The following is a 22,778-nucleotide window of genomic DNA, read 5'->3' as shown; positions in this document are numbered from 1 at the left end:
TTCGATTTATGATTTGGTCTCGGATCTTTTCAAAAAAAATAGGCAAAAAGAAGTGTTGACCTCCTTTCTGCCTATCAGATTGTTTGAACCTGTATTACTTAACTTATTGATTTACATAAACACTGCCGCTACTTGCTGTGAGCGTCACCGGAATACCGCCACCGTTCATTTTACCTCGCACATTGTCTTTCTCTGCCTGACCATCGAAGTTCTTCAGAGCAACATTTACTTTGTTACCTTTCAGGTTCAGGTCCATACCTTTATCCATAGGCATTGTAACCCGCACACTTCCCGCAGATGTTGAAAGATTTACATAATCGCCCAGTTTTGACATTGAAACTTCAATACTGCCCGCACTGGTACTGGCTTTCAAACTGCCGGAAACATTGGCAAGCCGCACAGAACCGCCCGATGTGCCAGCGTCCAGCGCCCCTGCGATATCGTCACCTTTTACGCTGCCGCCACTGGTATGTGCCTCGATATCACCGTTCAGATTATTTAAAGTGATGCTTCCACCGGAAGTTTTAAGTCCGATTTTACCTTTCAGCTCCGAGGCCCTGATACTTCCGCCGCTTGTATGCAAGTCAATATCCTTACTGCAGTTCGCAACTTCAATGCTTCCGCCGGAAGTACGCCCGCGGATCACGCCGTCCAGGTCATCGATTTTCAAGCTTCCGCCGCTTGTTGTAAAATTCTGTTCACCTGACAGAGATTTGATATGAATGCTGCCTCCGCTGGTTTTCAGATTCGTTCCGACATTCCTGGGCGTATACACTTTGAAGCCGATGGAAACGCTGTTTTTATTCCAGTCAACATTGTTTTTCCTTTTCGCAGTGGCAACCACTTTGTTTCCCTCAGTCCCGATCACGATGTCAAAGTCTTCGAGCCGGTCTTCTATTTCCTGCTTGGAAAGTTCTTTTTTACCATTCCAGTTATTGGGTTTTACAAACATGTCTACCTTAAAACCAGTACTACTTCCTCCGGTTACCGAAATGGATCCACCGGAGGTTTCAACTGTCAGTTCTTTCAGGGATGAGTTGGTAAAATTCTTTGTAACATAAGGCTGCTCATTCTCACTTTGCGCCTGTACCGCAACAGAAACAAATAAGGTAAGCGCTATAAAAAGTAGCTGTATTTTTTTCATGATCTTTATGTTTATTTTGAAAAAGATGTAAAATTGAAATTACAAGTTGCATCCACCCATATAAAAAATCGCAAAAGAATGTCCGGCAACAGGATCAGAGAGGACAAAAAGAAGACCAGTATTCTATTATATTGATAATCATAGGTTTATTCTTTTAACATTGTCCGCAAATGAACAATTTTCCGGACATACCAATTTCCAAAACAGAGAATCCTGGGTTTAACAGGTACGGTTTTTTCAATGACCAACATAATTCTAACTAAGATCAATTCATGAAAACATTTCAAATCAGGGTAAACAACGAAGCTGACGAAGAACTGGTCACCAAGCTTCTGGAGAATTTGGCAACCAAAGGAATAATTGAATTCAAATACGAGCATTCGGAAGGTGATTATAAAAAAAGAGCACCCGCTTCGGAAGAGCAGGTGCAAGAGATTATTGATGAAGCTGAGCTTGGCCCTTACTATTCAGAGGAAGAAGCAAAAAACATTCTCAAACTCTGAAAAGGGATAGAAGTAATTTTTTTGCCAGTGGCTGCGGCTATTTTTTCTTGATACTGATCACGTTGATTTCATCATACGTTTGCTGAGATCCCCAGCCGCATAAAACGGTACGCTTTCCGCCGGTGAGCTTGTATTTGATGCGCACGTCAGTGAAACTGTAGCTGCTTTCTATGTCACCAACTTCTGCTTTAATGGTTTTCAGAGAAGCTTCACTTGGCAGCAAGGATATAAAATTTTTACCTTCCTGAACTGTGAAGTGCCATGAGCAACCGTCAGACGCCAGCATGTTGGTCCAGGTAGCGTCAGCCTCAATGATGTCCTCATCCAGGACAGTTTCGTCATGGCATCCGCCAATCCAGGCCAACAGGCCAAAAAAGACAATCAGGATTTTCATTTCAATGTTAGGATTTAGCTGGAATACTGGATTTTCAATAAAATATTCCTGGCTGGAATATTCTAAACCAAGGATACAATTTTGTATACATTGGTTGGAAATTATTTTGAAGATTTTATTCCGTTCAGAAAATGAGAAAACCACTTCCCCGAGTGCTTAATGGTGCGCTGCTGCGTTTTGAAATCCACATATACCAGCCCAAACCTGGCCGAAAAGCCCTCGGCCCATTCAAAATTATCAAGCAGTGTCCAAGCGAAGTAACCGTTAACCTTTGCGCCATCGTTCTTCGCTCTCAGCACGGCGCCCAGGTAATCCTGAAAAAATCCGGTCCGCTGCTTGTCGGGAATCTCGTTTCCATTCAGGTTATCGGTAAATGAAGCCCCATTTTCGGAAATAATGATCTCTTTAATTCCCTGATACTTTTCAAACTGCCCGATAATGTTATACATTCCGGCCGGATCTATTTCCCAGCCCATTTCAGTAACAGGCACGTTCCGCAACCCGGCCGGCACTTCTTTCAGCCACAAAACTGGCGAGAGGTAGGAATGCCTTACCACTACACTGAAATAGTTCTGAAGTCCGATGAAATCAAAGTCAAATTTCAGTTTCTCTTCGTCTCCCGGCTTCATATACTTCCGGATATTCAGCAAATATGAGAATGCATCGACTGGATAACCCAGGCCCAGTGCGGGCTCGATAAAGAGGCGGTTCATCAATGCATCTGCTCTTTCCGCTGCACGGACGTCTTTGGGATTATCCGAATATGCGTGGACGTAGGAGCAGGAAAGTGCAGTTCCGATATAAGCGTCGGCGACATTCCTACGGATAACCCTGCCGCCCTCAGCCTGGCAAAGTGCCAGGTGGTGCACAACAGGCAAGAAATTCCATAGCCCTTTTTTTCCTGGTGCATGCAGCCCCGTTGTATAGCCTAGTCCGGCCACCGCCATAGGTTCATTCAGCACCAACCAATTCTTGACCCTGTCACCAAACGCATGAGTACATATCTCGACATAAGCGGAAAACCATTCAACGATTTTCCTGTTTTTCCATCCTCCTCTCTTTTCCAGCGCCTGCGGCAAATCCCAATGATAAAGCGTGACCCACGGTTCAATATCCAACTCCAGGCATTTGTCGATCAATCGGTTATAAAAATCAACCCCCTTGTGATTTATTTCTCCATAACCAGCAGGAATAATCCGTGACCAGGAGATTGAAAAACGAAATTGTTTGAATCCCAGGGATGCGACGAGAGCCAGATCCTCTTCATACCGGTTATAGAAATCACATGCGACCCGCGCATGATCACCGTTTTTTATCTTCCCTTTTTTTTGGGAAAACTCATCCCAGATACAAGCGCCCCGCCCATCACCATCGGTACTTCCTTCGATCTGGTGAGAAGCGGTGGCTACTCCCCAGCGAAAATCATGGCCAAAATCCTCCTTACGGAAAGTCAAGTCGCTATGCCCGTTTTCCACCGGATGGCCCTTAGTCCGGTATGCTCCAATTTCTTCCAAAATATCTTTTATTGATCTTTACGGCAGAAAGTTAGGAAGAAAAGGCAAGTTTCGTACCTTATCCGCCGGCTTCCATAACTGACCAAAAATATAGCAAGACCATGCACACCAAGATCAAACTGCTTTTCCTGTTCGCAACGCTCTCTTTTTCCTGCTCAAAACAATCTTCCCAGACCACAGAGGCAGAGAAGCTGCATGAAATTTCTTTGGATTATGTCCGGCTGGGATTGGTAATCGGGCAATATGATAAGGATTTCGTCGACGCGTACTACGGCCCCGATTCCCTGAAACCAGTGTTAACTCCTTCGGCCACTTTTCCAAAAGATAGTCTTTTAAAAGTATCGCAAAATCTGACAAAGGAGCTGGGCAACATTGCCACGAGCACTGAAAATGATACCATCCGTGATAGGTCGAACTGGTTACAGGCGCAGTTACGTGCTTTTGAACGCAGAATAAAAATCCATTCAGGCGAAAGTGGCGCATTTGATGTGGAATCAAAAGAACTTTTTGATGCAGTAGCTCCTGTTTATCCGGAGAAGCATTTTCAGTCGCTCATGGCCCGGCTGGATTCTATTTTACCCGGAAAGGGCCCTCTCCCGGACAGGTACCAAAAACTGGCCAGCCAGTTTTTAATACCCAAAAATAAAATTGATACCGTTTTCAGAACAGCCATTACAGAAGCCCGGAAAAGGACCTTAGCGCATTATCGACTCCCCGCCGGTGAGGACTTCCGGTTAGAATATGTCACTGATAAGCCATGGTCAGGCTACAACTGGTACCAGGGAAATTACAAAAGTGTGATACAGATCAATATCAGTCAGCCGATCTTCATTGAAAGGGCTATCGATCTTGCGTGTCATGAGGGTTATCCCGGGCATCATGTCTACAATGCTTTGCTGGAAAAAAATCTCTACCGCGATAAAAACCAGACGGAGATTTCGCTCTATCCCCTTTTCAGCCCCCAGTCACTGATAGCCGAGGGAAGCGCCAACTACGGTATTGCAGTTGCTTTTCCCGGAAATGAACAACTGGAATTTTGTAAAAAAACGCTGATGCCTCTCGCGGCAATGGATACGTCAAATGCCGGTTTATATTTCCGCGCCCTTGCAATCCGTTCGGAATTAAACTATGCCCGCAATGAGGTAGCAAGGGAAATTCAACGTAAAAATATGGGTGATAAAGAGGCACTACGCTGGCTTACTGATTATTGCCTCCTGACCGAAAAAGGTGCGACGGACTATTTACGGTTTATCAAAAAATACCGAAGCTATGTCATTAACTACAATTATGGGCAGGCTTTGGTTAAAAAGTATATCGAGTCCCGGGGTGGGAATTCTTCCGAGGTGCGCTGGCGTTTGTTTGAGGAGCTGTTGAGTAAGCAGTATAAAGCAAGTGACTTATTGGAAAAGAAATAATGGACGCTAAGGATGAAAAAAATAAGCTCGTCAGCATTGACGCGTTCATCAGGGACCAAGTACGCAGGATAAAATAGATGCCTTTGAGCAGGGATATGAAACCTTTAAATTGGGAGCAATGCTGCCGGAAATGCCCAACGGTCTTGGGCTTGTTCCCAGTTCAGCGATGGCTTTATAAATTGGTTCTGCTAGTGCGTCTGGAAGTTTGTCTAGCTGCTTTTGCGCGTTTTTTGACAAGACAATCGTATATTCAGGCATTGCGAAGATTCCTTTGCTTTTAAATAGTCCCAAGACAAAATACGCTTGTTATTTACCAATGTTCCAGATCATCCATGCTACTACCGAAGGCCAGTACGAAACCGGGGCGGAGCTTTTTAAAGAATATGCCCGCTCGCTTGATTTCACGCTCTGTTTTCAGAGCTTCGATGAAGAATTGAAAATCCTTCCCCAAATGTACGGGCCTCCGACAGGTGCACTTTTGCTTGTTGAAACAGCTGGACAGTACATCGGGGCCGTGGGATTAAGACGTATCGAAAATGATTTGACCTGTGAGGTGAAACGCATGTATATCCGCCCGGGCTATCAGGGAATAGGCATAGGAAAAGCACTCATGGAAAAAGTTCTGGAAACGGCCGGGGTGCTAAATTATCAGGTAATCAAACTGGACACGCTCTCAAAAATGCCTGCCGCCGTGGGCTTATACAGGTCTTTCGGATTTGTCGAAACCCAGCCCTATAACTATAATCCACATGCCGAAGTGCTCTATTTCGAAAGGTTGGTGTAAGGAACAAAAAGCACATTTTTCTTGAAAAATCAGGAGGTTTCGAGGTATATTGTACTTTCCAAACTACGCTCTGATAAGATCTTGAAAAATTTTAAATTACTCTCCAGAAAAAACAGATTTCATTTTATTCTCCTTCCTAAGTTAGCATTTGCAGCTCTATTTGTTCTGGCCTCAGCTTTATTGCTTTCCTTTAATTCGGCAGCCCAGCCGTCTGATCCTCCCAGAAAATACATCTGCTACCAACCGGACAAGCCGATTACTATTGATGGAAAACTCAATGAATCCGCTTGGAAAAAGGCCCTATGGACAGAGACATTTGTTGACATAGAAGGAGCAAAAAAACCGCTGCCACTTCAAAAAACGATGGCGAAAATGCTTTGGGATAAGGAATATTTGTACATCGCCGCAGTGATGGACGAGGAACATATATGGGCCTACCAGGACAAAAAGGATCAGATCGTGTTTCACGAAAATGATTTCGAAGTGTTCATCGACCCAGACGGAGATTCGGAAAATTATTACGAACTGGAAATCAATGCATTGAATACCAATTTTGACCTGTTTCTTCCCAAAACTTACCGGAAAGGCGGAAGGGCTCAAATGAAATGGGATATCGAAGGCCTGAAATCCGCTGTCTCAATAGACGGGACCATTAATGACAGCAAAGACAAAGACAAGCGCTGGACCCTCGAAATTGCCATCCCTTTTGCCTCTCTTAAGAATGAGAATGTGCCTGCAATCATTCCGGAAAATGGCTCGGTATGGCGTATCAATTTTTCACGCGTCAACTGGCAGCATGATATTGATGAAGATGGGAAATATTCTCGCAAGAAAAATCCGGAAACCCGCAGAAATCTCCCGGAATACAACTGGGTATGGTCGCCACAAGGGGTGATCAATATGCATGTGCCGGAGCATTGGGGCCTTCTCGAGTTCATTTCTGAAAAACCAGGAAAGAACAAGGCCAAAAAATTCACTAAAAGCAAATGATTCGATGAAAACCCTTTATGTCTCTCTCATCCTACTTTCCATCTGTTTTAAAATCCTGGCACAGCCTCAGGCGGTCGGAAATGTTAAAACGGATGAAAAACTGACTGCCAAAATTGAGAAGGCACTTGCCGGCTTTAAAGGTGAAGCTGGGGTATATGTGCGGAATTTGAAGACAAACCGGGTTGCTGCGGTTTACGCAGACACCCTTTTCCCGACCGCCAGTATGATCAAGGTCCCCATCATGTGCGGACTTTTTGACAAGATCAATCAAGGTGAAATCAAGTTCGGCCAGGAGCTTGTTTACCGCGATTCGCTCAAATATGATAATGGTGTCGTCGGATCTTTCCGCGACAGTACGAAAATCCCGCTGCCGAAGGTCATCCACCTGATGATCTCGCTGAGCGACAATACGGGGAGCCTTTGGCTTCAGGCAATGGCAGGCGGAGGGGCTGCTATCAATCAATGGCTTGAAAATAACGGGTTTGCCAACACAAAAGTGAATTCCCGCACGCCAGGGCGAAAGCAAGGACAAGCTACTTATGGCTGGGGACAAACCACACCACGGGAAATGGCTGAGCTTGTTGCAATGATCCGGGACGGAAAAGCCATTAGTCCGTCAGTTAGTGAACGTATGTACCGGTACCTGGGCATGCAATTCTGGGATGGAGAAGCTATTTCCCAAATCCCACCTTATGTTAAAACTGCTGCGAAAAGTGGGGCGGTTAATCAAGCCAAGTCCGAAGTACTGGTCGTGCACGCTCCGCACGGAGACTATGTTTTTTGCATTACCACCAAAAACCAGCAGGATCAGACCTGGCAGCGGGAGAATGAAGGATATATGCTGATCCGAAAAATTTCCGAAATCATCTGGAACCACTTCGAGCCAAAAAGCAAATGGAGGCCTTCACCGGAGGCGAAGCAATGGTGGTTTTGAGAAAGGCTTTCCGGGCTACGAATAGCCCGGAAAGTTGAAAAATCAATGCCCCTCGCTGGATTCAAACCCGAGGATGGTCAGCCGGTACGGTGTGGATGAGACTTTGATCTTTTTTATTTTACCAAAATCTTTCGCATCGATCTGCAGTAACTCACCGGTTTTGGGCTGGATAATGTACAAGAAACGGGAAGTAGCCTCCAATTGGGGTTTCTGTGTTTCGTCCTTCGCAACTGCCGGAACAACATTGCCGCTTTTTGTCAGCAAATTGGCTTTCAGGTCGAAGATCTTCACTTCTCCGCTGTGTAAAAAAGCGACCAGGTTGTTTCCTGAAAGATCCGTTTTTACCTGAATAAGATCAGAGCTTTCGATAACCGGCGTAATAGTGCCCGACGCCACATCTATCATATACGCCCCGACAGCAGCCGAATATCCGATAAACTTACCCGCTCCCTTGGCTTCCAGGATAGTACCGAACCACGCCGAGCCGAAACTTTCGGGATGCGGGATCAAACGTTGTGCGCCGGAGGGCTCCACAACCAGAATACCGCTTGAAGAACCAAAAAGTGAAACCTTTCCGTCGCTGGCATTTCCGTGAATGCCCTTCGTTTGAACAGTTGAAGCAAAAAGAGTCTCCCCCGCCCCGTTGATGATTCTGACTCTTTCAGGCAAAGTACCGGCAACGGATTCGTCCTTTTCAGTAATCGCGTAGGTCCCGTTATCAAATTTTGTCATGGCTCCGTGGTGCGCTTTGTTCCCGGTGGGGATTGTCTTCATCTTGGCACCGGTTACATGAAAATCCGCCTCTTTGGCAATGCTCAGCGTGCCGTCACCATCATTAAAAGTGATGATTTCGTCGCCCTTGCTTTTAAAATGTGTCGGTCTGTTTCCGGTTCCTGTCAGTGCCCCGAACTTGGGCGTACCTTTCACGTCCACATGATCCCCATGTCCTTCAAACCCGGTATCAAATAGCTGCACGTGGTTGTTGGCGCCGTTCACCAAAGCGCCGAAACGCCCCGCCTGGGTATTATACAATGCCGATTTGGGATGTTGTGCTTCAAAGGATTCCACCGCATTTTTCACAGGATCAACCAGCGAAATCTGGTTCGTAAGCTCGTCATTGACAAGCACACGGATGAATTTGTATTCTGTCAGCTCTTCGGCCGGAGTTACGTCCTCTTCTTTCTTTTCGCAGGAAATGAATACGGATACAGCAATAAGGGTCAGTAATGTTTTTAATAAATACCTGTTCATATAAATTGATTTTATTTGCAACAATGATGCAAAAATATAAAACATCGTTAATTATGCAACAATGATGCAAATAAAACCTAGACTCGGATCAGCCATTATGACGACTGGAAAGCGTTTTTTGAATACCCTGAAAATATTTTAGCCAGTGAGTACAGACCCACTGGCTAAGAAACAATTGATGGTTGGTAGAAATTTAGACCGAAGAAAGTTTGAAAACATTGCGGCTTTCTTTTTTCACAAAAGTGATCGGAACGAATTCATCCGTCGGCGCGCCAATGTAATAAACGGTCCATTCGGGATCGTGATGCGAGAGCATCTCACTGATGCAATCGGCCCGGTGTGCCACTGGATTGGAACAGTCCTCCCAATAAAATAGCTCGACCCGATAAAATAATTGCTGCTTGATGCCATTAATGGTTACTTCAACCTGAATTTCCTGCTTGCCTTGAAGCGGCGGAATTGGGATAGCAATGTGACTCATAGCGACTGTTTGTTTAAATCTATAATTGATGATAGCTTTTTTGAGGGATGAAATGGAGGAAGGGGACGAAAGGGGGAGTCTGGTTTGTCTGCACCCTCCCTTTTATCCTTCTTCCCTTTCCTCCATCCTCCCCTTTTCAAAGATTTAACCAGATTGAGCTATTCACTCCTAAGCGATTTCACCGGATTTGACATTGCAGCCTTGATGCTCTGGAAACTGATCGTCAGCAATGCTACTGCAATAGCGAGGACTCCGGCCAACGCAAATACCCACCATTCAATATCGATCCGGTAGGCGAAATCCTGTAACCAGCGACGCACTGCCCACCAGGCAATGGGCGAAGCGATAACAATGGAAACGAGCACCAGCTTAACAAAATCCCGCGAAAGCAACGCAACAATGCCAGCCACGGAAGCCCCCATCACTTTTCGTACTCCTATCTCTTTAATTCTTCTTTCCGCTGAATAGGACGCCAGCCCGAACAGTCCCAGGCAGGACACAAATATGGCCAGACCGGCCAGTATGCCCACAATTTCACTTACCTGGCTGTCGGCTTTATAAAGCTCTGCAAAATGGTCATCCAGGAAAGAATATGTAAACGGCGACTCGGGCGACATTTTACTCCATACCGACCGGATCGATTCAACCGCCTGCTTTGCATCCTTTCCTTTGACCCGAACGGACATCTCGCTGTAGCCCCAGTCTTTTTGATTAAACAGGCACAATGTTTCGATTTTGTGGTGCAGCGAATTGAAATTAAAATCCTTGGCCACGCCTACGATAGTGCTTGTCGAATCCATTCCCGAAAAACCAAAGCGCCTCCCGATCAGCGACTGCAATGTGAGTTTGGGCTCATCTTTCAGCAGTTCTTTCGCAAGTGACTCATTGATAATATACGTCCGGGCATTCTCGGAAACATCATGCGTGAAATTCCTGCCGGCCACGAGTTTTATTTTATATAAAGAAAGATAATCGGGATCTACGATCACCTGAGACGATGCCATTTTCCGCAGCGGCCCCTCACCCTTAAAACTCACGCCGGTTTGGTGCAAATTATTACCCAGCCGCTGCCCCGAGCCACTTACTGCCTCCACAAAAGATCCGGACAAAAGTTCATCTTTAAGGGACTGGTATTTAGGACTGGATTTCGAATCAAGCGGAATGATTACCACCTGTTCCCTGCTGAACCCAGGGTCTTTATCCCGCATGAAACGCAGCTGCTTTACAGCAAAACCGGTGGCGATGATCAGGAATACTGCACTTGTAAACTGTGCGATGACCAGCGCATTCCGGAAATTGCTTTTACCAATCGTCAAAGTGCCTTTTAAAACCCTGACAGGCTCAAAAGAAGACAGGAAAGCCGCCGGATACAGCCCAGAAAATACACCCACAAGCACAGTCCCGGCCAAAACGCCCAACAATAAGAGCGGATTACTGAATATAGCGAAACCTAAAGCCCGCTGGCTAAAATCTACCATGTAAGGAAGAATAAGCTTTACAAGAATAACCGCCAGAACTAATGATATGAATGAAAGCAAAACAGACTCTCCGATAAACTGGCCCGCCAGCTGAGAGCGTTGCGCACCGATGGACTTGCGAATACCTACCTCCTTGGCCCGGCCGGTAGAGCGCGCCGTGGACAAGTTCATGAAATTGACGCAGGCAATAATCAAGACGATAATTGCCACAATTGAAAAAATATAGGTGTAGCTCCGGTCGAACTTCTGATAATTGATATAGTCGTGGGTAATGTCAACAGATTTGGCATGAACATCGGCAAGCGGCTGCAAAAACAGCTCATAAAATTTCCAGCCTCCTTCTTTCATGTACTTTTGGAGAAACGCAGGGAATTTTTTTTCAAGACTGGCAATGTCGGTTCCCGGAGCCAGTTCCAGATAAGTAACCAGCCAGTTTCCACCCCAGTTGTTCATAAAATCGGGACGAGCAATGGTACTGAACGACAGCAATGCATCGAACTGAAGATGTGAATTGGCGGGCACATCCTCCATCACACCGGTCACTTTCAGGGCCAGCGTGTCGCCGCCATAATGGACAAGCGACTTCCCAATCGGATTCTCTTCACCAAATATGCTCCTCGCACTTTTTTCAGAAAGCACAATACTGTTTGGTTCTTTCAGCACACCCTTCTTTTCTCCCTCAATAAGCTTGAAATCAAACATTTGCAGGAAATTAGAATCCACCCATAATGCCGCAGGCAGCTCCATTTTCTTTTCTCCGTATCTCAGCGGCACCTTATTAAAAGCATTGATCCGCGTGAAATCCCGGATTTCCGGATATTCATTTTTTAACGTCGGACCCATTGGGTACATGGATAACGCCACTTTCTGAGGCGCCACCATTCCTTCGAACTTCTGAACTTCGTCAAGCCGGTATATATTCCCCTGGTGGACTTTGTCAAAACTTCTTTCGTAGAAAACGAAGAGCATGATCACGATGCAGGTAGCCATACCTATTGCAAGACCGACAATATTGATAGCGGAGAAAACCTTGTTCTTCCAAATATTGCGGAAGGCAACCTTGAAGTAATTTTTTAGCATGACAGCGGGAGTTAACGGACTTTATTTCATGTCAACAAATTTATGCCATAAAAATTAATTCGCTAATTATCAACTAATTAAACCATCATATTAAGGGTTAAATGTTCAGAATCGAACAGCTTTTGTCCGTCCATGGACATTGGCATCAAGTGCTCAGAAGCTTTTTCTTACACCAAGATATCCGCCTGTACTTTTCACAAACAAATCGCCCTGATCCACCGCGAGACGCGCGATAATACTGGTAGATTGTCCCAAAGCATACTGGGCCGATAAAAAAGAAGAAAACTGACCGCGAGGCGGGTTGAAAGCGAAACCAGGTACGCCGAAATTACGACTGTAAGAAGTGCGGAATGTGAGTAGTAAAGACTTTCCGTACCTGCCCTGAGCGCCCAGATACAACATATTCACCCGATTGTTTGGAAAATATCGCCCGGTAATGCCCTTGGATCGATCCATATCTTTCCCAGGCGCAATAAAAGGTGTCCCGACAGTCTGCCCGAAATACGACCAGCCTTCATAATATTGGGAGTGATTAAAATAGTTGTCGGCACCCTGAAACTTGCTGCCGGGAACATAAAATTCCGATCCCGACTGATCTTTCGTGGTCAGAAATTCCAGCGTAATATGTGAAAGGAGGAAACCGGTAGTGCCCGTACGTTCAGCGTTCAGTTTGAAACTGACCCCATAAAGTCCGTCCGGAATATTCTTGAAAACCATGCTGGAAACATCCTCAAAAGCATGCTGATGGTAAGCCAGGAGCCTGTAATTACTGATCTTTGTCTCAAAAGCAAAATCATAGCTCCCCAGGTGATTGCCCAACCGGTAGCTGTCAAAAGAGCTGTAACCGTTTTTGGTATACCAGTTTTTGGAGGTATATGCCAAAACCACATTCGGATAAAATTTCCAGGAAGAAGGCAATTCGCCGTCAATAGCAAGCTCCGGATGCTGCTTTAAAAATTCAGAACGCCCTGCCCAAAGCACATTATGGTTTAGTCCGAAATAGAACTTGCTTCCGGAAGTGGGTTTCCCTAACCTTATGTAGGCATATTTCTGATGCAAACGTACGCCCTGCATATAAGGTGAATTGAACCATCCGTGTGAAAAACCGGCACTGACAGCCACGAAATCTTTTGTAAAACGCAAAGGAATATATCCGATCGTAGAAAGCTGAACTTTGGGTATAGGCAGTGCGTTTCCTGAACCGGAATAAAAACCAGAGGACAACAATGAATCCCCGATGCCCATCAGCTCCCGCCGCCTGCCTGCGTAAAATTCCAATCTCCTGAACCTGACTTTGGCGCTTGCCTCGGGTAGCAAAAATTTGAATTCGTTATCCCTTTCGTAGGTAGCAACGGGGTTTACGGCAACACCCCAGTCCCATTTCTTCAGTCGGCCGGAAAGGCTGTCCCGGAAGACATAATTCTTGTAAAAACTCGCCTGCACCATTCCCGCAGGTGACCGGTGCGGCACAATCCCAAACTGGTTGGTACGGAGCCAGAACGGCGTGGCAGGATCGGAAGCAGCAAAACCGCCCGCTTCAACAGCGGCGTTCCATTTATTCGTGTGTGAGCTCGTTTGGCCAAACCCTGTTCCGGACAAAAGCATCAGAGTGACAGCGTTGCAAACGACTAACCTGAATTTAATCATGAAAGATTGTCAAGGAAAGATTATCATGCAAGATAAAACCTTCCCTGAAAAAATGCGTTGATGGGGTTTTGTTTACAGAAAAATTAATGTGGCTGTCGGTTTTCTTTTGCTTGAAAAACATAGCCGATAGGCGACTGCTGACCGCCGAAAGCTCAAACTACTACTCACTCCTCAACGCCTTCACCGGGTTCATCAGCGCGGATTTCATACTTTGAAAGCTGATGGTAAACAGCGCAATACCTATGGCAAGTAACCCTGCCAGCACAAACACCCACCATTCGATACCGATCTTGTACTCGAAATTCATAAGCCATTGGTTCAGCGCATACCAGGTAACCGGACTGGCCAGGACAATTGCAATAATTACCAGTTTTATAAAATCTTTCGAGAGCATGATTACTACGCTCGTCACCGAAGCACCCAGCACCTTCCGAACCCCGATTTCCTTGGTGCGCTGGTTGGCCGTAAAAGCAATCAGTCCGAACAGACCCAGGCAGGCGATAAAAATTGAAATACCTGCGAAGATCCGGAAGGAATCGAAAACCAACTGTTCCACAATATAACCTTTGGCCAGCGACTCGTTCAGAAAGTCATACTGATACACATCCTGCGGAAACGTCTGCTTCCAGTTTCCTTCGATCGAATTCAGGATCTGGGGTACGTTCAGGCGATCCCCGGCAGCAGCTTGCAGTGCTATATGTATTTGTTCATAAAAACCTGTGTTCCAGCAGATCAAAACGCAGGGAAGTATTTGTTGCTGCAAAGACACATTGTGAAAATCCTTTACAACTCCCAAAATGGGGGCTTCTCCCTCACTGATCGTCACCGTTTTCCCGATAGCAGTTTCCGGAGTCAGGCCAAGCATTTTAACCATGGTCTCGTTCACAACAAAACCATTGAATGCATCGCCGTCTTTCACGATATTCGAATTTGAAAACCACCGGCCAGCAAGCGTCTGTAAGCCAAAGAGAGACTGGTATTTCAAATCCACCACTTTCATTTCTGCCTGCCTGTTCATTTGCACCGGCTCGGATTTTAACCTGAAATCAGTCCCGAAATAATTTTCTGTAATTGGCGCACCGGACGAAAAACTCACTTCTCTGATAGCCGGGTTTTCCAGAAGTTCCTGACGAAAAACATCCATTTTACTTACCGACTGATTCCGCGGACTGTTGACTGTAACGACGGCATCCCGGACAAAACCGAGATCTTTGTTCATGAAAAAATTCATCTGACGGGAAGCCACAAACGTCCCGACCAGCAGACCATAGGTAATGCAGAATTGCAGGACAATAAGTCCCTGGCGTAGTGAAAACCGCTGCCGCTCGGTACTACCAATGTTTTTCAGGGCCTTGATCGGCTGAAACCGTGCTATCACCATAGCAGGATAAAACCCCGCCAGCAATGCCACCGCCGCTACCAGCCCGGCCGCAAAAAGCCAGACCGTAAAATCGGTACGGAGATCCAGATTGATGATGCTCAGGGAACTGTTCAGCGCCATTAGTAAAAACTCCAGACCGACAGCCGAAATAAGGCCTGCGATAACAGCAATGATCAGCGTTTCCCCTATCAGTTGAATAAACAATTGCGTCTGTGTACTCCCTACCACTTTTCGGACACCGACTTCCTTATTACGGCGGGTGGCCTGGGCAGTGGTGAGGTTGATGAAATTAAAAGAAGCGATCAGGATCAGGAAAACAGCCAGACTGCTCAAAACCAGTAACATTTGCCGGCTCACATGGTAGCCTCCCAGGAAGTCTTCATACAAAGTGTTGGTATGAATATCAGCCAGCGGTTGAAGGAAATAGCTGATCCGCCGGTTATCCTCCGCATTCATGTATTTTGTTTTCAGGCCTGCCAGTTGTTTTTCAAAAGCAGGAGCATCCGCGCCGGGCGCCAGCGTAACATATGTTGTGCCCTGGTAATTTCCCGACCAGTTGTTTGCCTGATATTGGTTATTTGCTTTGAAAAAAGCATAATTGACAAGCATTTCAAATAACAGGTTCGTGTTATGCGGCGGATTGCGGATCACACCGGAAACAACGATCGGATCTGTATTGTTGAGCATCAGCGTCCTGCCGATCATCTTTTCATAATTGCCAGCATTTTCAGCGAAATACCTGTCGGCCAGTTTCTGGGTCAGGACAACGGTATTGGGCTGTTCAAAAGCTGTTTTGGCTGTACCCGCCAGCCATATACCTTCCTCTACCACATTCCTGAAATCAAAGGTCTGAAGATAGTTTTTGTCTGCAAACACGAGACGGTTTTCTTCGAAACGATGTACAGTTCCTTTGCTATCCTCCGAGCTGATGACCCGGGCCAGCGGGCCGGCCGTTTGGGTTACCTGCACCCCGGGCAAATCACGACGGATAGCCTCGGCCAGCGGATACGCAGTAGTGGGCCAGTGCTGTACACCGTCGGCCTTCCGGCTGTGTTCAACAACCCTGTATGTATTTGCACTATTGGAATGGAATCCATCAAAGCTGAGTTCGTAACGGATGAAAATATAAATAACCAGGCAGCTTGTGATCCCCAAAGCCAGGCCGAGCACATTAATAGCTGTATGGACGTGGTCAGCCCGAAGGCGCCGAACCGCAATTTTAAAATAGTTTTTTAACATGCCCGGTGGATCGTTAGCAGGTAGAATGAACCTCTGCCCCTTCGAATCAAATAGCTTGCCATAAAACTAATTTATCCATAAACATCTGACCATCAAACATTTGAATATTCGCAAAAGTTAATCATTGTTCAAAAATGGACAGTGTTTGTTCGGTTTGGGGAAGGGAGGAAAAAGGAAAAAGGTAGGATGGAGGAAGGGGAAGAAAGGGAAGGTGACGGAGGGTTTCTTCTCTATAGCTTTTTCATTGACTCAAAAAATTAAATAAAAGTTCTCAAAGAGCGAACTTAGTTTGTAATTTTACCTTTATGAGGATATATGCACTTAACACACTAAAAGAGTTTTGGAACAAATACCCCGATTCTGAGATAAATCTGCTTCATTGGTATGGACGCATAGCAAAAGACACGTATAATAATCCTCAGCATATTGTTGGACATTTCAAAGGTGCCGATTTTGTAGGGAATGAAAGGATAGTTTTTAATATATGCCGCAATAAGTACAGGTTAATTGCGGCTTTTAATTACGAGTTTCAGCTATGTTACATTAAGTTCATTGGTACACATAAGGAATACGATAAGATTGACGCTAAAACAATTGAATTTAACTAACAGATACAAAAATGGAAATCTCAAGACCGATAAAAACGGAGGAAGAATACAATAAAGCGCTTAAAGAAATGGAAAGCGTATTTCATTCGGCGAAAGACACACCTGACGGCGACAAGCTGGAGTTATTGGCATTGCTCATAGGCGACTATGAATCAAAACATTACCAAATTCGGCAGTTGTCGCCTATCGAAGCGCTGAAAGCTGAAATGGAGGAACAGGGTTTAACACAAAGTGGGCTTGCTGAGCGTTTTGGAATGAGCAAAGGTGCGATCTCCGAAATCATCAACGGTAAAAAACAAATGAGCGTAAAGTTTATGAAATTCCTTCATAAAGACCTCGGAATCCCCGCCGAGATTCTCCTGGCCTAACGCACCGCATCCTCCCCTTCCTCCATCCTCCCTTTCATTCCGTTTTCAAACTCTTCACCGGATCCAGCAAAGCAGCCCTGATCGCCTGAAAACTCACTGTTAATAATGTGACAATCAAAGCCCCTGCGCCTGAGGCGGCGAAAATCCACCACGAAATTTCAGTATGATAGTTATATTTTTGTAGCCAGCTATGGAGTGCATACCAGGCTATCGGCGCAGAAATGAGGCATGAGATAATAACCAGCAAGACAAAATCCCTGGATAACATTTGCCAGAGGTTGGTAACCGAAGCCCCAAGGACTTTCCGTATCCCGATCTCCTTTGTGCGCTGTTCCGCAACGAATGAGGCCAGGCCAAAAAGTCCGAGGCAGCTGATAAACACAGCAAGTACGGCGAAAAAGCTGGCCAGTTTGCCAATCCTTTCTTCCATCCGGAATTTGGCATCATATTCCTCATCGACAAATTTGTAGTCGAACGGTACAGCTGGGGCATATTTTTTAAAAACGGTTTCTATTTTAGCCAAAGCTTCGCTGTTGCCGACATCGGGTTTTAGCCTGATACTCAAAATATAAGCAGGCCAGGGCGCAATGTAATATATCGTTTGCTGCACGGGTTCATACGGTGATTCCATGATCATATCCTTCACTACGCCGACGACATGCAGAGGCTGCGTTCCCCAGGTGATCGTTTCGCCCACAGGATTTTTCAATCCCATGTATTTTACAGCCGACTCATTTAAGATTACCGCCAGATTGTCGTCGGCAAAATCCTTCGAAAAATCCCTCCCGTCTTTGATCTTCCAGTCCACCGTTTTGCCAAATTCATGGGTTACCCCGAATGTTGCAAATGGTTTGTCCTGGTTTTCCTCCCTCCCCTTCCAGCTGAACCCATTTTCGTTCTGCCTTTTTTCAGTCATCGGTGTGGTCGTTTTGGCAGTTTCCACTACGACGCCCGTTTCCAGCAATTCGCTGCGGAAAGACTCAAAATGATTGTGAATGTCCAGTGTAGGCATGTCTACCATCACCAACTTGTCGCGATTGTAGCCTATGGGACGATTTTTGGTAAACTGGATTTGCCGGAAAACAATGATGGTACCGATTATCAATGTAACCGAAACAGTAAACTGCAAAACTACCAGCACCTTGCGCGGAACAGAAGCAAAACGCCCCGCTTTGAACGTGCCTTTCAATACTTTTACCGGCTGGAAAGAAGACAAGTACAAAGCCGGATAACTTCCCGAAAGCAGACCTGTAAAAAGACTGAAACCAATTCCAGCTAACCAGAACCAGGGGTTCGTCCATAAAATACCCATTTTCTTGTCTGCGACTTCATTGAAAGATGGCAAAATCAGGAACACCAGGATTAAGGCCAGAACAAAGGAAAAGCCCGCCACCAGCAGCGACTCGCTTAAAAACTGTGTGACCAATTGCCCGCGCATAGAACCAGAAGCTTTACGGATACCCACCTCTTTTGCCCGTTTTTCGGAACGGGCCGTGCTCAGGTTCATAAAATTGATGCAGGCAAGCAGCAGTACAAACCCGCCAATAATCCCGAAAAGCCATACATACTGAATACGGCCTCCTGTATTTACTCCGTTTTTCCACTCCGAATACAAATGCCAGCGGCTCATGGGCTGAAGTGAAATTTCTGGTTTGGAAACAAAATCCTCCGGCCCAACTTTGTTTGCTTTGGCATCTTTAATCTTCCGGGAAACTTCGGACATATCCGTATTATCCGCTAACTGGGCGTAAATCTCCACAAAATTATTGCCCCAGTTGTCCTTGTTCTTTATACCGTATGCCACACCGGAAATATACAGCTGCCATGGAGCCATAAAAGCCACGTTCGCAAGCGTGGAATTATATGGCAGTTCCTCGTATACCCCTGTTACCCTGACATTCAGATCATTATCGATCTTGATTAATTTGTTGAGGGCGTTCTCTTTTCCAAACAAGGCCTCGGCAGTACTTTCGGAAAGCAAAACAGATCCCGGCTCCTGCAAAGCTGCATAATTCCCGCTCAGCATTTTAAGGGTAAACATCTGTGGAGCATCCGAATCGATGAACTTGCCTTTTTTTGTGAATTTCCTGTCCGCAAAGCTCAAAACGTGGTTCGCGGTCGTTGTCGAAGTGGCCAGGTATTTGAAATTATCCCCGTATGTTGCCCTGAGTTCTTTTCCCAGCGGCGCCGGGCTTTTCGCCTGTGTTACCACATCCCCGCCCAGGTCCTGGGTTTGCATCACCTGCGCAATGCGGTCATAGTTTTGATGATACCGGTTAAAAGTAACTTCATCATGAACCCACAGGCCAATCAGCATAGCCACAGCCATCCCGACAGCCAGTCCGCCGATATTAATGGCCGAATAGCCTTTGTTTTTTAAAAGATTTCTTACCGCGATTTTGAAATAATTATGTATCATAACATGGCTGAAAAAATAGGTACGGGGATACTGTTCCAATCTTTTTGATCTTGCAAAAGGCCTTAATAATTTAACAACGCTCACTACATATCTCCATCGGGCTTTCCTTACCCCAACCGTTTCTATCCAGTAGGCATACATTTCCAGCAAATCCCCCTCGGTTTCTTCCAAAGTATCCGGCGCAGCAAACCAGCGTAAAAGTTTGGTTGACCAGCGGGGAGGCAGGGGGGCTATCGGCTTTCGGCGGTCAGTTATCGGCATTTTTTGGTTTTGAATTATATTGATTTTCAATCATTATTTGCAAGCGGCCAAACCACCGACAATCGAAAGCCCTAGCTCCAAGCCCTCCAATTCCCCGTTCCACAGCGGCTCATTCCCTGTTCCACAGCAGCTCATTCCCCGTTCCACGGCGGCTCATTCCCTGTTCCACAGCGGCTCATTCCCCGTTCCACGGCGGCTCATTCAATCATTCATTCATTCACTCCTAAGCGACTTCACCGGATTAAGCAGCGCCGCTTTAATCGCCTGAAAACTGACGGTCAGCAAGGTAATGGTCAAGGCTCCCACACCTGCCGCGGCAAAAATCCACCAGGAAATTTCTGTCCGGTAGGTATATCGCTGCAGCCAGTCGCTCATAAAATACCAGGCAACGGGACCGGAAATGATGCAGGACACGATCACAAGCACTAAAAACTCCCTCGATAAAAGTTGCCACAGATTAACCACGGAAGCGCCCAGTACTTTGCGGATACCGATTTCTTTTGTCCGCTGCTCCGCTACGAAAGAAGCCAGGCCAAACAATCCCAGGCAGGAAATGAAAACCGCGAGTACCGCGAAGAAGGTAGTGAGCATTGCGATCCGTTCTTCGTCGCTGAATTTCCTGTTGTATTCCTGATCGGCAAATGTGTATTGGAACAAATTTTCAGGATCATATTTCTTGAAAACCGAACCGATTTTTGCCACTGCGGCTGATGCACTTGCGGTTGGTTTTATTTTCATGCTGATCAGACTGATCCTGATATAGTTCAGAAAGAAAATAGTCTGTCTGACCGGTTCGTACGGCGACTGCGTGACCAGGTCTTTCACAACTCCGATTACCTTATACTTGCCATTGTTGCCCCACTGGATCATTTCACCGATCGGGTTTTTCAATCCCATGTATTTGACCGCCGCCTCATTCAGTATAAATCCCATCGAGTCGGTTGGGAATTCCTTCGAAAAATCCCGGCCGTGTTTCAATTGCCAGCCGATCGTCTTACCAAATTCATGCGTGATCCGGAGTGTTACGAATTCGTCCGTCATCGAAGGATCTTTGCCTTTCCAGCTGAAACCACTGTTTGTGACAAAAGTGTTGGTTACCGGAGAATCGGTAGCCGTAACCTCCTCAACGATACCGGTGTTCAACAAATCATTCCGGAAAGCCGCATAATGTTTGATGATCTCATCCGACTTGATCGGGCTGCTGACCAACTGCTGGCGACTGTACCCGATCGGCCGGTTTTTGGCAAATTGTACCTGACGGAAAACAATGATCGTCCCGATAATAAGCGTGACTGAAACCGAAAACTGCAAAACAACTAAAACCCGACGTGGAGAGCCGGAGAAGTGCCCGCCTGTCAATTTCGAAGTGACGCCTTTCAGGGCTGCGATCGGTTTGAATGACGACAGATAAAGGGCAGGATAACTACCGGCAACAAGGCCCGTAAAAAGCACAAACCCTATGCATGCCAACCAAAAGGAAGGCATATTCCAAGGGACAACGATCTTTTTCTCCACGACATTATTGAATTCCGGAAGACAAAGACGCGTCAGTAAAAGGGATATAACAAATGCAATTGACACCACCAGCAAAGATTCGCCGAGAAATTGCAGCGCCAGTTGGGCTTTGGCGGAACCGACTGCTTTGCGTACGCCGATTTCTTTCGCCCGTTTTTCGCTCCTCGCCGTGTTCAAATTCATGAAATTGATACAGGCGAGCAGCAGTACAAAAAGCCCGATCACACCGAACAGCCACACGATCTCTATTCTTCCCCCGGCATTGACGCCGTTTTTGAAATTGGAATACAAATTCCAGTTGCGCATAGGCTGAAGAAAGACCACCGGCTTGTATTTGGCCTCTTCTTTGTCGATATGATTCAGCTTAGCATTATGAATATTTGCGGAAACCCGGTTCATGTCAGCGTTGTCGGCTATCTGCACAAAAAGCTGAAACCAGTTATTTCCCCACCCGATCCATGGCGGAAGATCTTTTTCCAGCAACTTCCAGGGCGCGATAAAAGCCAGGTTACTGAAAGATGAATGATGCGGCAGATCGGCATATACGCCTGTAACCCTGACAGACTGATTGTTATCAATTTTCAGGATTTTGTCGATCGGATCAGAATCCCCGAAAACCGACTTGCTGGTCGACTCCGATAGCATAACCGAATTTTGATCTTTTAATCCCCACCGCGTGCCTTTCAGCATTTTCAGGGAGAGCATTTCTGCCACTTCCGGCCCCATATAATTTCCGGTCTGGGTGACTTTTGTATTCCCGAACGCCAGCGTGTGTTCCCCAGCCCCGCCTGCCAGTACCAGATATTTAAAATTACTGCCATACTGGTTCCGGAGAGCCGTTTCCAGCTGCTTGGGCGTGCCGCTGCCCGTTCTGATTTCCCCTCCAAAATGATGGTTTTGCATCACCTGCGCAATCCGCGCATAGTTTTCGTGATGCTGGTTAAATGTCAGTTCATCATGGACCCACAGCCCGATCAGCATCGCAACCGCCATACCTACCGCCAGGCCACCAATGTTAATAGCCGAATAACCCTTGTTTTTCAAGAGGTTCCGAAAAGCAATTTTGAAATAGTTACGTATCATGGCATAGCTGAATAAAAAAGGTTGCGGGTACTCTTTTGATCTTTTATGTTTTGCAAAAGGTCTTAATAACCTGACTACACTGCCTATATATTTCCACCTGGCTTTCCTTAACCCGACTGTTCCGACCCAATAAGCATACATTTCCAGCAAATCACCCTCCGTTTCTTCCAAAGTATCCGGCGCGGCGAACCAGCGTAAAAGAGTGGCTACCCAGCGCGGGGGCGTGGTGGCTGTCGGCTTTCGGCGGTCGGCTTTCGACATTTTTTTTGGTTTGATATGAACTATTCTA

General features: G+C 46.1%; 17 protein-coding genes. 7 read left to right on the top strand and 10 right to left on the bottom strand.

Translation table 11 applies throughout. From position 1 onward, the window contains the following. Positions 1 to 103: 103 nt before the first annotated feature. Entirely contained in the window at positions 104 to 1,144 is a 1,041-nt protein-coding gene (locus FBF61_RS12380) for a DUF4097 family beta strand repeat-containing protein (RefSeq protein ID WP_138477527.1), read from the bottom strand. 272 nt (positions 1,145 to 1,416) lie between these two features. On the opposite strand from FBF61_RS12380, the gene FBF61_RS12375 reads away from it, so the two are divergent. Continuing rightward, positions 1,417 to 1,647: a hypothetical protein gene (locus FBF61_RS12375; protein WP_138477526.1), complete on the top strand. Its 231-nt coding sequence runs from the start codon at positions 1,417 to 1,419 to the stop codon at positions 1,645 to 1,647. Between the two features lie 37 nt (positions 1,648 to 1,684). Here FBF61_RS12375 and FBF61_RS12370 read toward each other — a convergent pair whose 3' ends face one another. Together FBF61_RS12370 and FBF61_RS12365 are read right to left on the bottom strand one after the other, a co-directional pair. Continuing rightward, a complete protein-coding gene (locus tag FBF61_RS12370; protein WP_138477525.1) occupies positions 1,685 to 2,041 on the bottom strand; it encodes a hypothetical protein in 357 nt (118 codons plus the stop codon). A 101-nt stretch (positions 2,042 to 2,142) separates the two neighbouring features. After that, on the bottom strand, positions 2,143 to 3,555 hold the full coding sequence (locus tag FBF61_RS12365) for a GH1 family beta-glucosidase (protein ID WP_310590270.1): 1,413 nt from the start codon (positions 3,553 to 3,555) through the stop codon (positions 2,143 to 2,145). Between the two features lie 101 nt (positions 3,556 to 3,656). On the opposite strand from FBF61_RS12365, the gene FBF61_RS12360 reads away from it, so the two are divergent. The 4 genes from FBF61_RS12360 to FBF61_RS12345 all read left to right on the top strand — a co-directional run bounded on the left by FBF61_RS12360 (position 3,657) and on the right by FBF61_RS12345 (position 7,678). Further along, positions 3,657 to 4,970, top strand: a complete 1,314-nt coding sequence (locus FBF61_RS12360; RefSeq protein WP_138477524.1) for a hypothetical protein — start codon at positions 3,657 to 3,659, stop codon at positions 4,968 to 4,970. Between the two features lie 316 nt (positions 4,971 to 5,286). Further along, entirely contained in the window at positions 5,287 to 5,754 is a 468-nt protein-coding gene (locus tag FBF61_RS12355; RefSeq protein ID WP_138477523.1) for a GNAT family N-acetyltransferase, read from the top strand. A gap of 21 nt (positions 5,755 to 5,775) precedes the next feature. Then, positions 5,776 to 6,744 (top strand): carbohydrate-binding family 9-like protein, encoded by a 969-nt coding sequence (locus FBF61_RS12350; RefSeq protein WP_229215019.1) that lies wholly within the window; start codon positions 5,776 to 5,778, stop codon positions 6,742 to 6,744. 4 nt (positions 6,745 to 6,748) lie between these two features. After that, entirely contained in the window at positions 6,749 to 7,678 is a 930-nt protein-coding gene (locus FBF61_RS12345; protein WP_138477522.1) for a serine hydrolase, read from the top strand. Positions 7,679 to 7,720: 42 nt separating this feature from the next. Here FBF61_RS12345 and FBF61_RS12340 read toward each other — a convergent pair whose 3' ends face one another. From FBF61_RS12340 to FBF61_RS12320, 5 genes are all read right to left on the bottom strand, one after another. Continuing rightward, entirely contained in the window at positions 7,721 to 8,929 is a 1,209-nt protein-coding gene (locus tag FBF61_RS12340; RefSeq protein WP_138477521.1) for a hypothetical protein, read from the bottom strand. A 193-nt stretch (positions 8,930 to 9,122) separates the two neighbouring features. Then, complete coding sequence (locus FBF61_RS12335) at positions 9,123 to 9,410, bottom strand: hypothetical protein (RefSeq protein WP_138477520.1); 288 nt, start codon at positions 9,408 to 9,410, stop codon at positions 9,123 to 9,125. A gap of 158 nt (positions 9,411 to 9,568) precedes the next feature. After that, positions 9,569 to 11,968: an ABC transporter permease gene (locus tag FBF61_RS12330; RefSeq protein ID WP_138477519.1), complete on the bottom strand. Its 2,400-nt coding sequence runs from the start codon at positions 11,966 to 11,968 to the stop codon at positions 9,569 to 9,571. Between the two features lie 153 nt (positions 11,969 to 12,121). Further along, complete coding sequence (locus FBF61_RS12325) at positions 12,122 to 13,615, bottom strand: capsule assembly Wzi family protein (protein ID WP_229215018.1); 1,494 nt, start codon at positions 13,613 to 13,615, stop codon at positions 12,122 to 12,124. A 160-nt stretch (positions 13,616 to 13,775) separates the two neighbouring features. Then, entirely contained in the window at positions 13,776 to 16,235 is a 2,460-nt protein-coding gene (locus FBF61_RS12320) for an ABC transporter permease (RefSeq protein WP_138477518.1), read from the bottom strand. 305 nt (positions 16,236 to 16,540) lie between these two features. Here FBF61_RS12320 and FBF61_RS12315 point away from each other — a divergent pair, with 305 nt between their 5' ends. Further along, entirely contained in the window at positions 16,541 to 16,843 is a 303-nt protein-coding gene (locus FBF61_RS12315; protein WP_138477517.1) for a type II toxin-antitoxin system HigB family toxin, read from the top strand. Between the two features lie 11 nt (positions 16,844 to 16,854). Further along, on the top strand, positions 16,855 to 17,211 hold the full coding sequence (locus tag FBF61_RS12310; RefSeq protein WP_138477516.1) for a helix-turn-helix domain-containing protein: 357 nt from the start codon (positions 16,855 to 16,857) through the stop codon (positions 17,209 to 17,211). Between the two features lie 34 nt (positions 17,212 to 17,245). Here the strand turns inward: FBF61_RS12310 and FBF61_RS12305 are convergent, their stop codons facing one another. Then, on the bottom strand, positions 17,246 to 19,891 hold the full coding sequence (locus tag FBF61_RS12305; RefSeq protein WP_138477515.1) for an ABC transporter permease: 2,646 nt from the start codon (positions 19,889 to 19,891) through the stop codon (positions 17,246 to 17,248). A gap of 213 nt (positions 19,892 to 20,104) precedes the next feature. Next, positions 20,105 to 22,750, bottom strand: a complete 2,646-nt coding sequence (locus FBF61_RS12300) for an ABC transporter permease (protein ID WP_166444507.1) — start codon at positions 22,748 to 22,750, stop codon at positions 20,105 to 20,107. Between the last annotated feature and the right edge of the window lie 28 nt (positions 22,751 to 22,778).

The sequence above is a fragment of the Dyadobacter bucti genome (assembly GCF_005869225.1).
In the GTDB taxonomy this organism is placed as follows: domain Bacteria; phylum Bacteroidota; class Bacteroidia; order Cytophagales; family Spirosomataceae; genus Dyadobacter; species Dyadobacter bucti.
The sequence above is the reverse complement of the archived record's forward strand: the minus strand, read 5'-3'. Positions and strand labels throughout refer to the sequence as shown.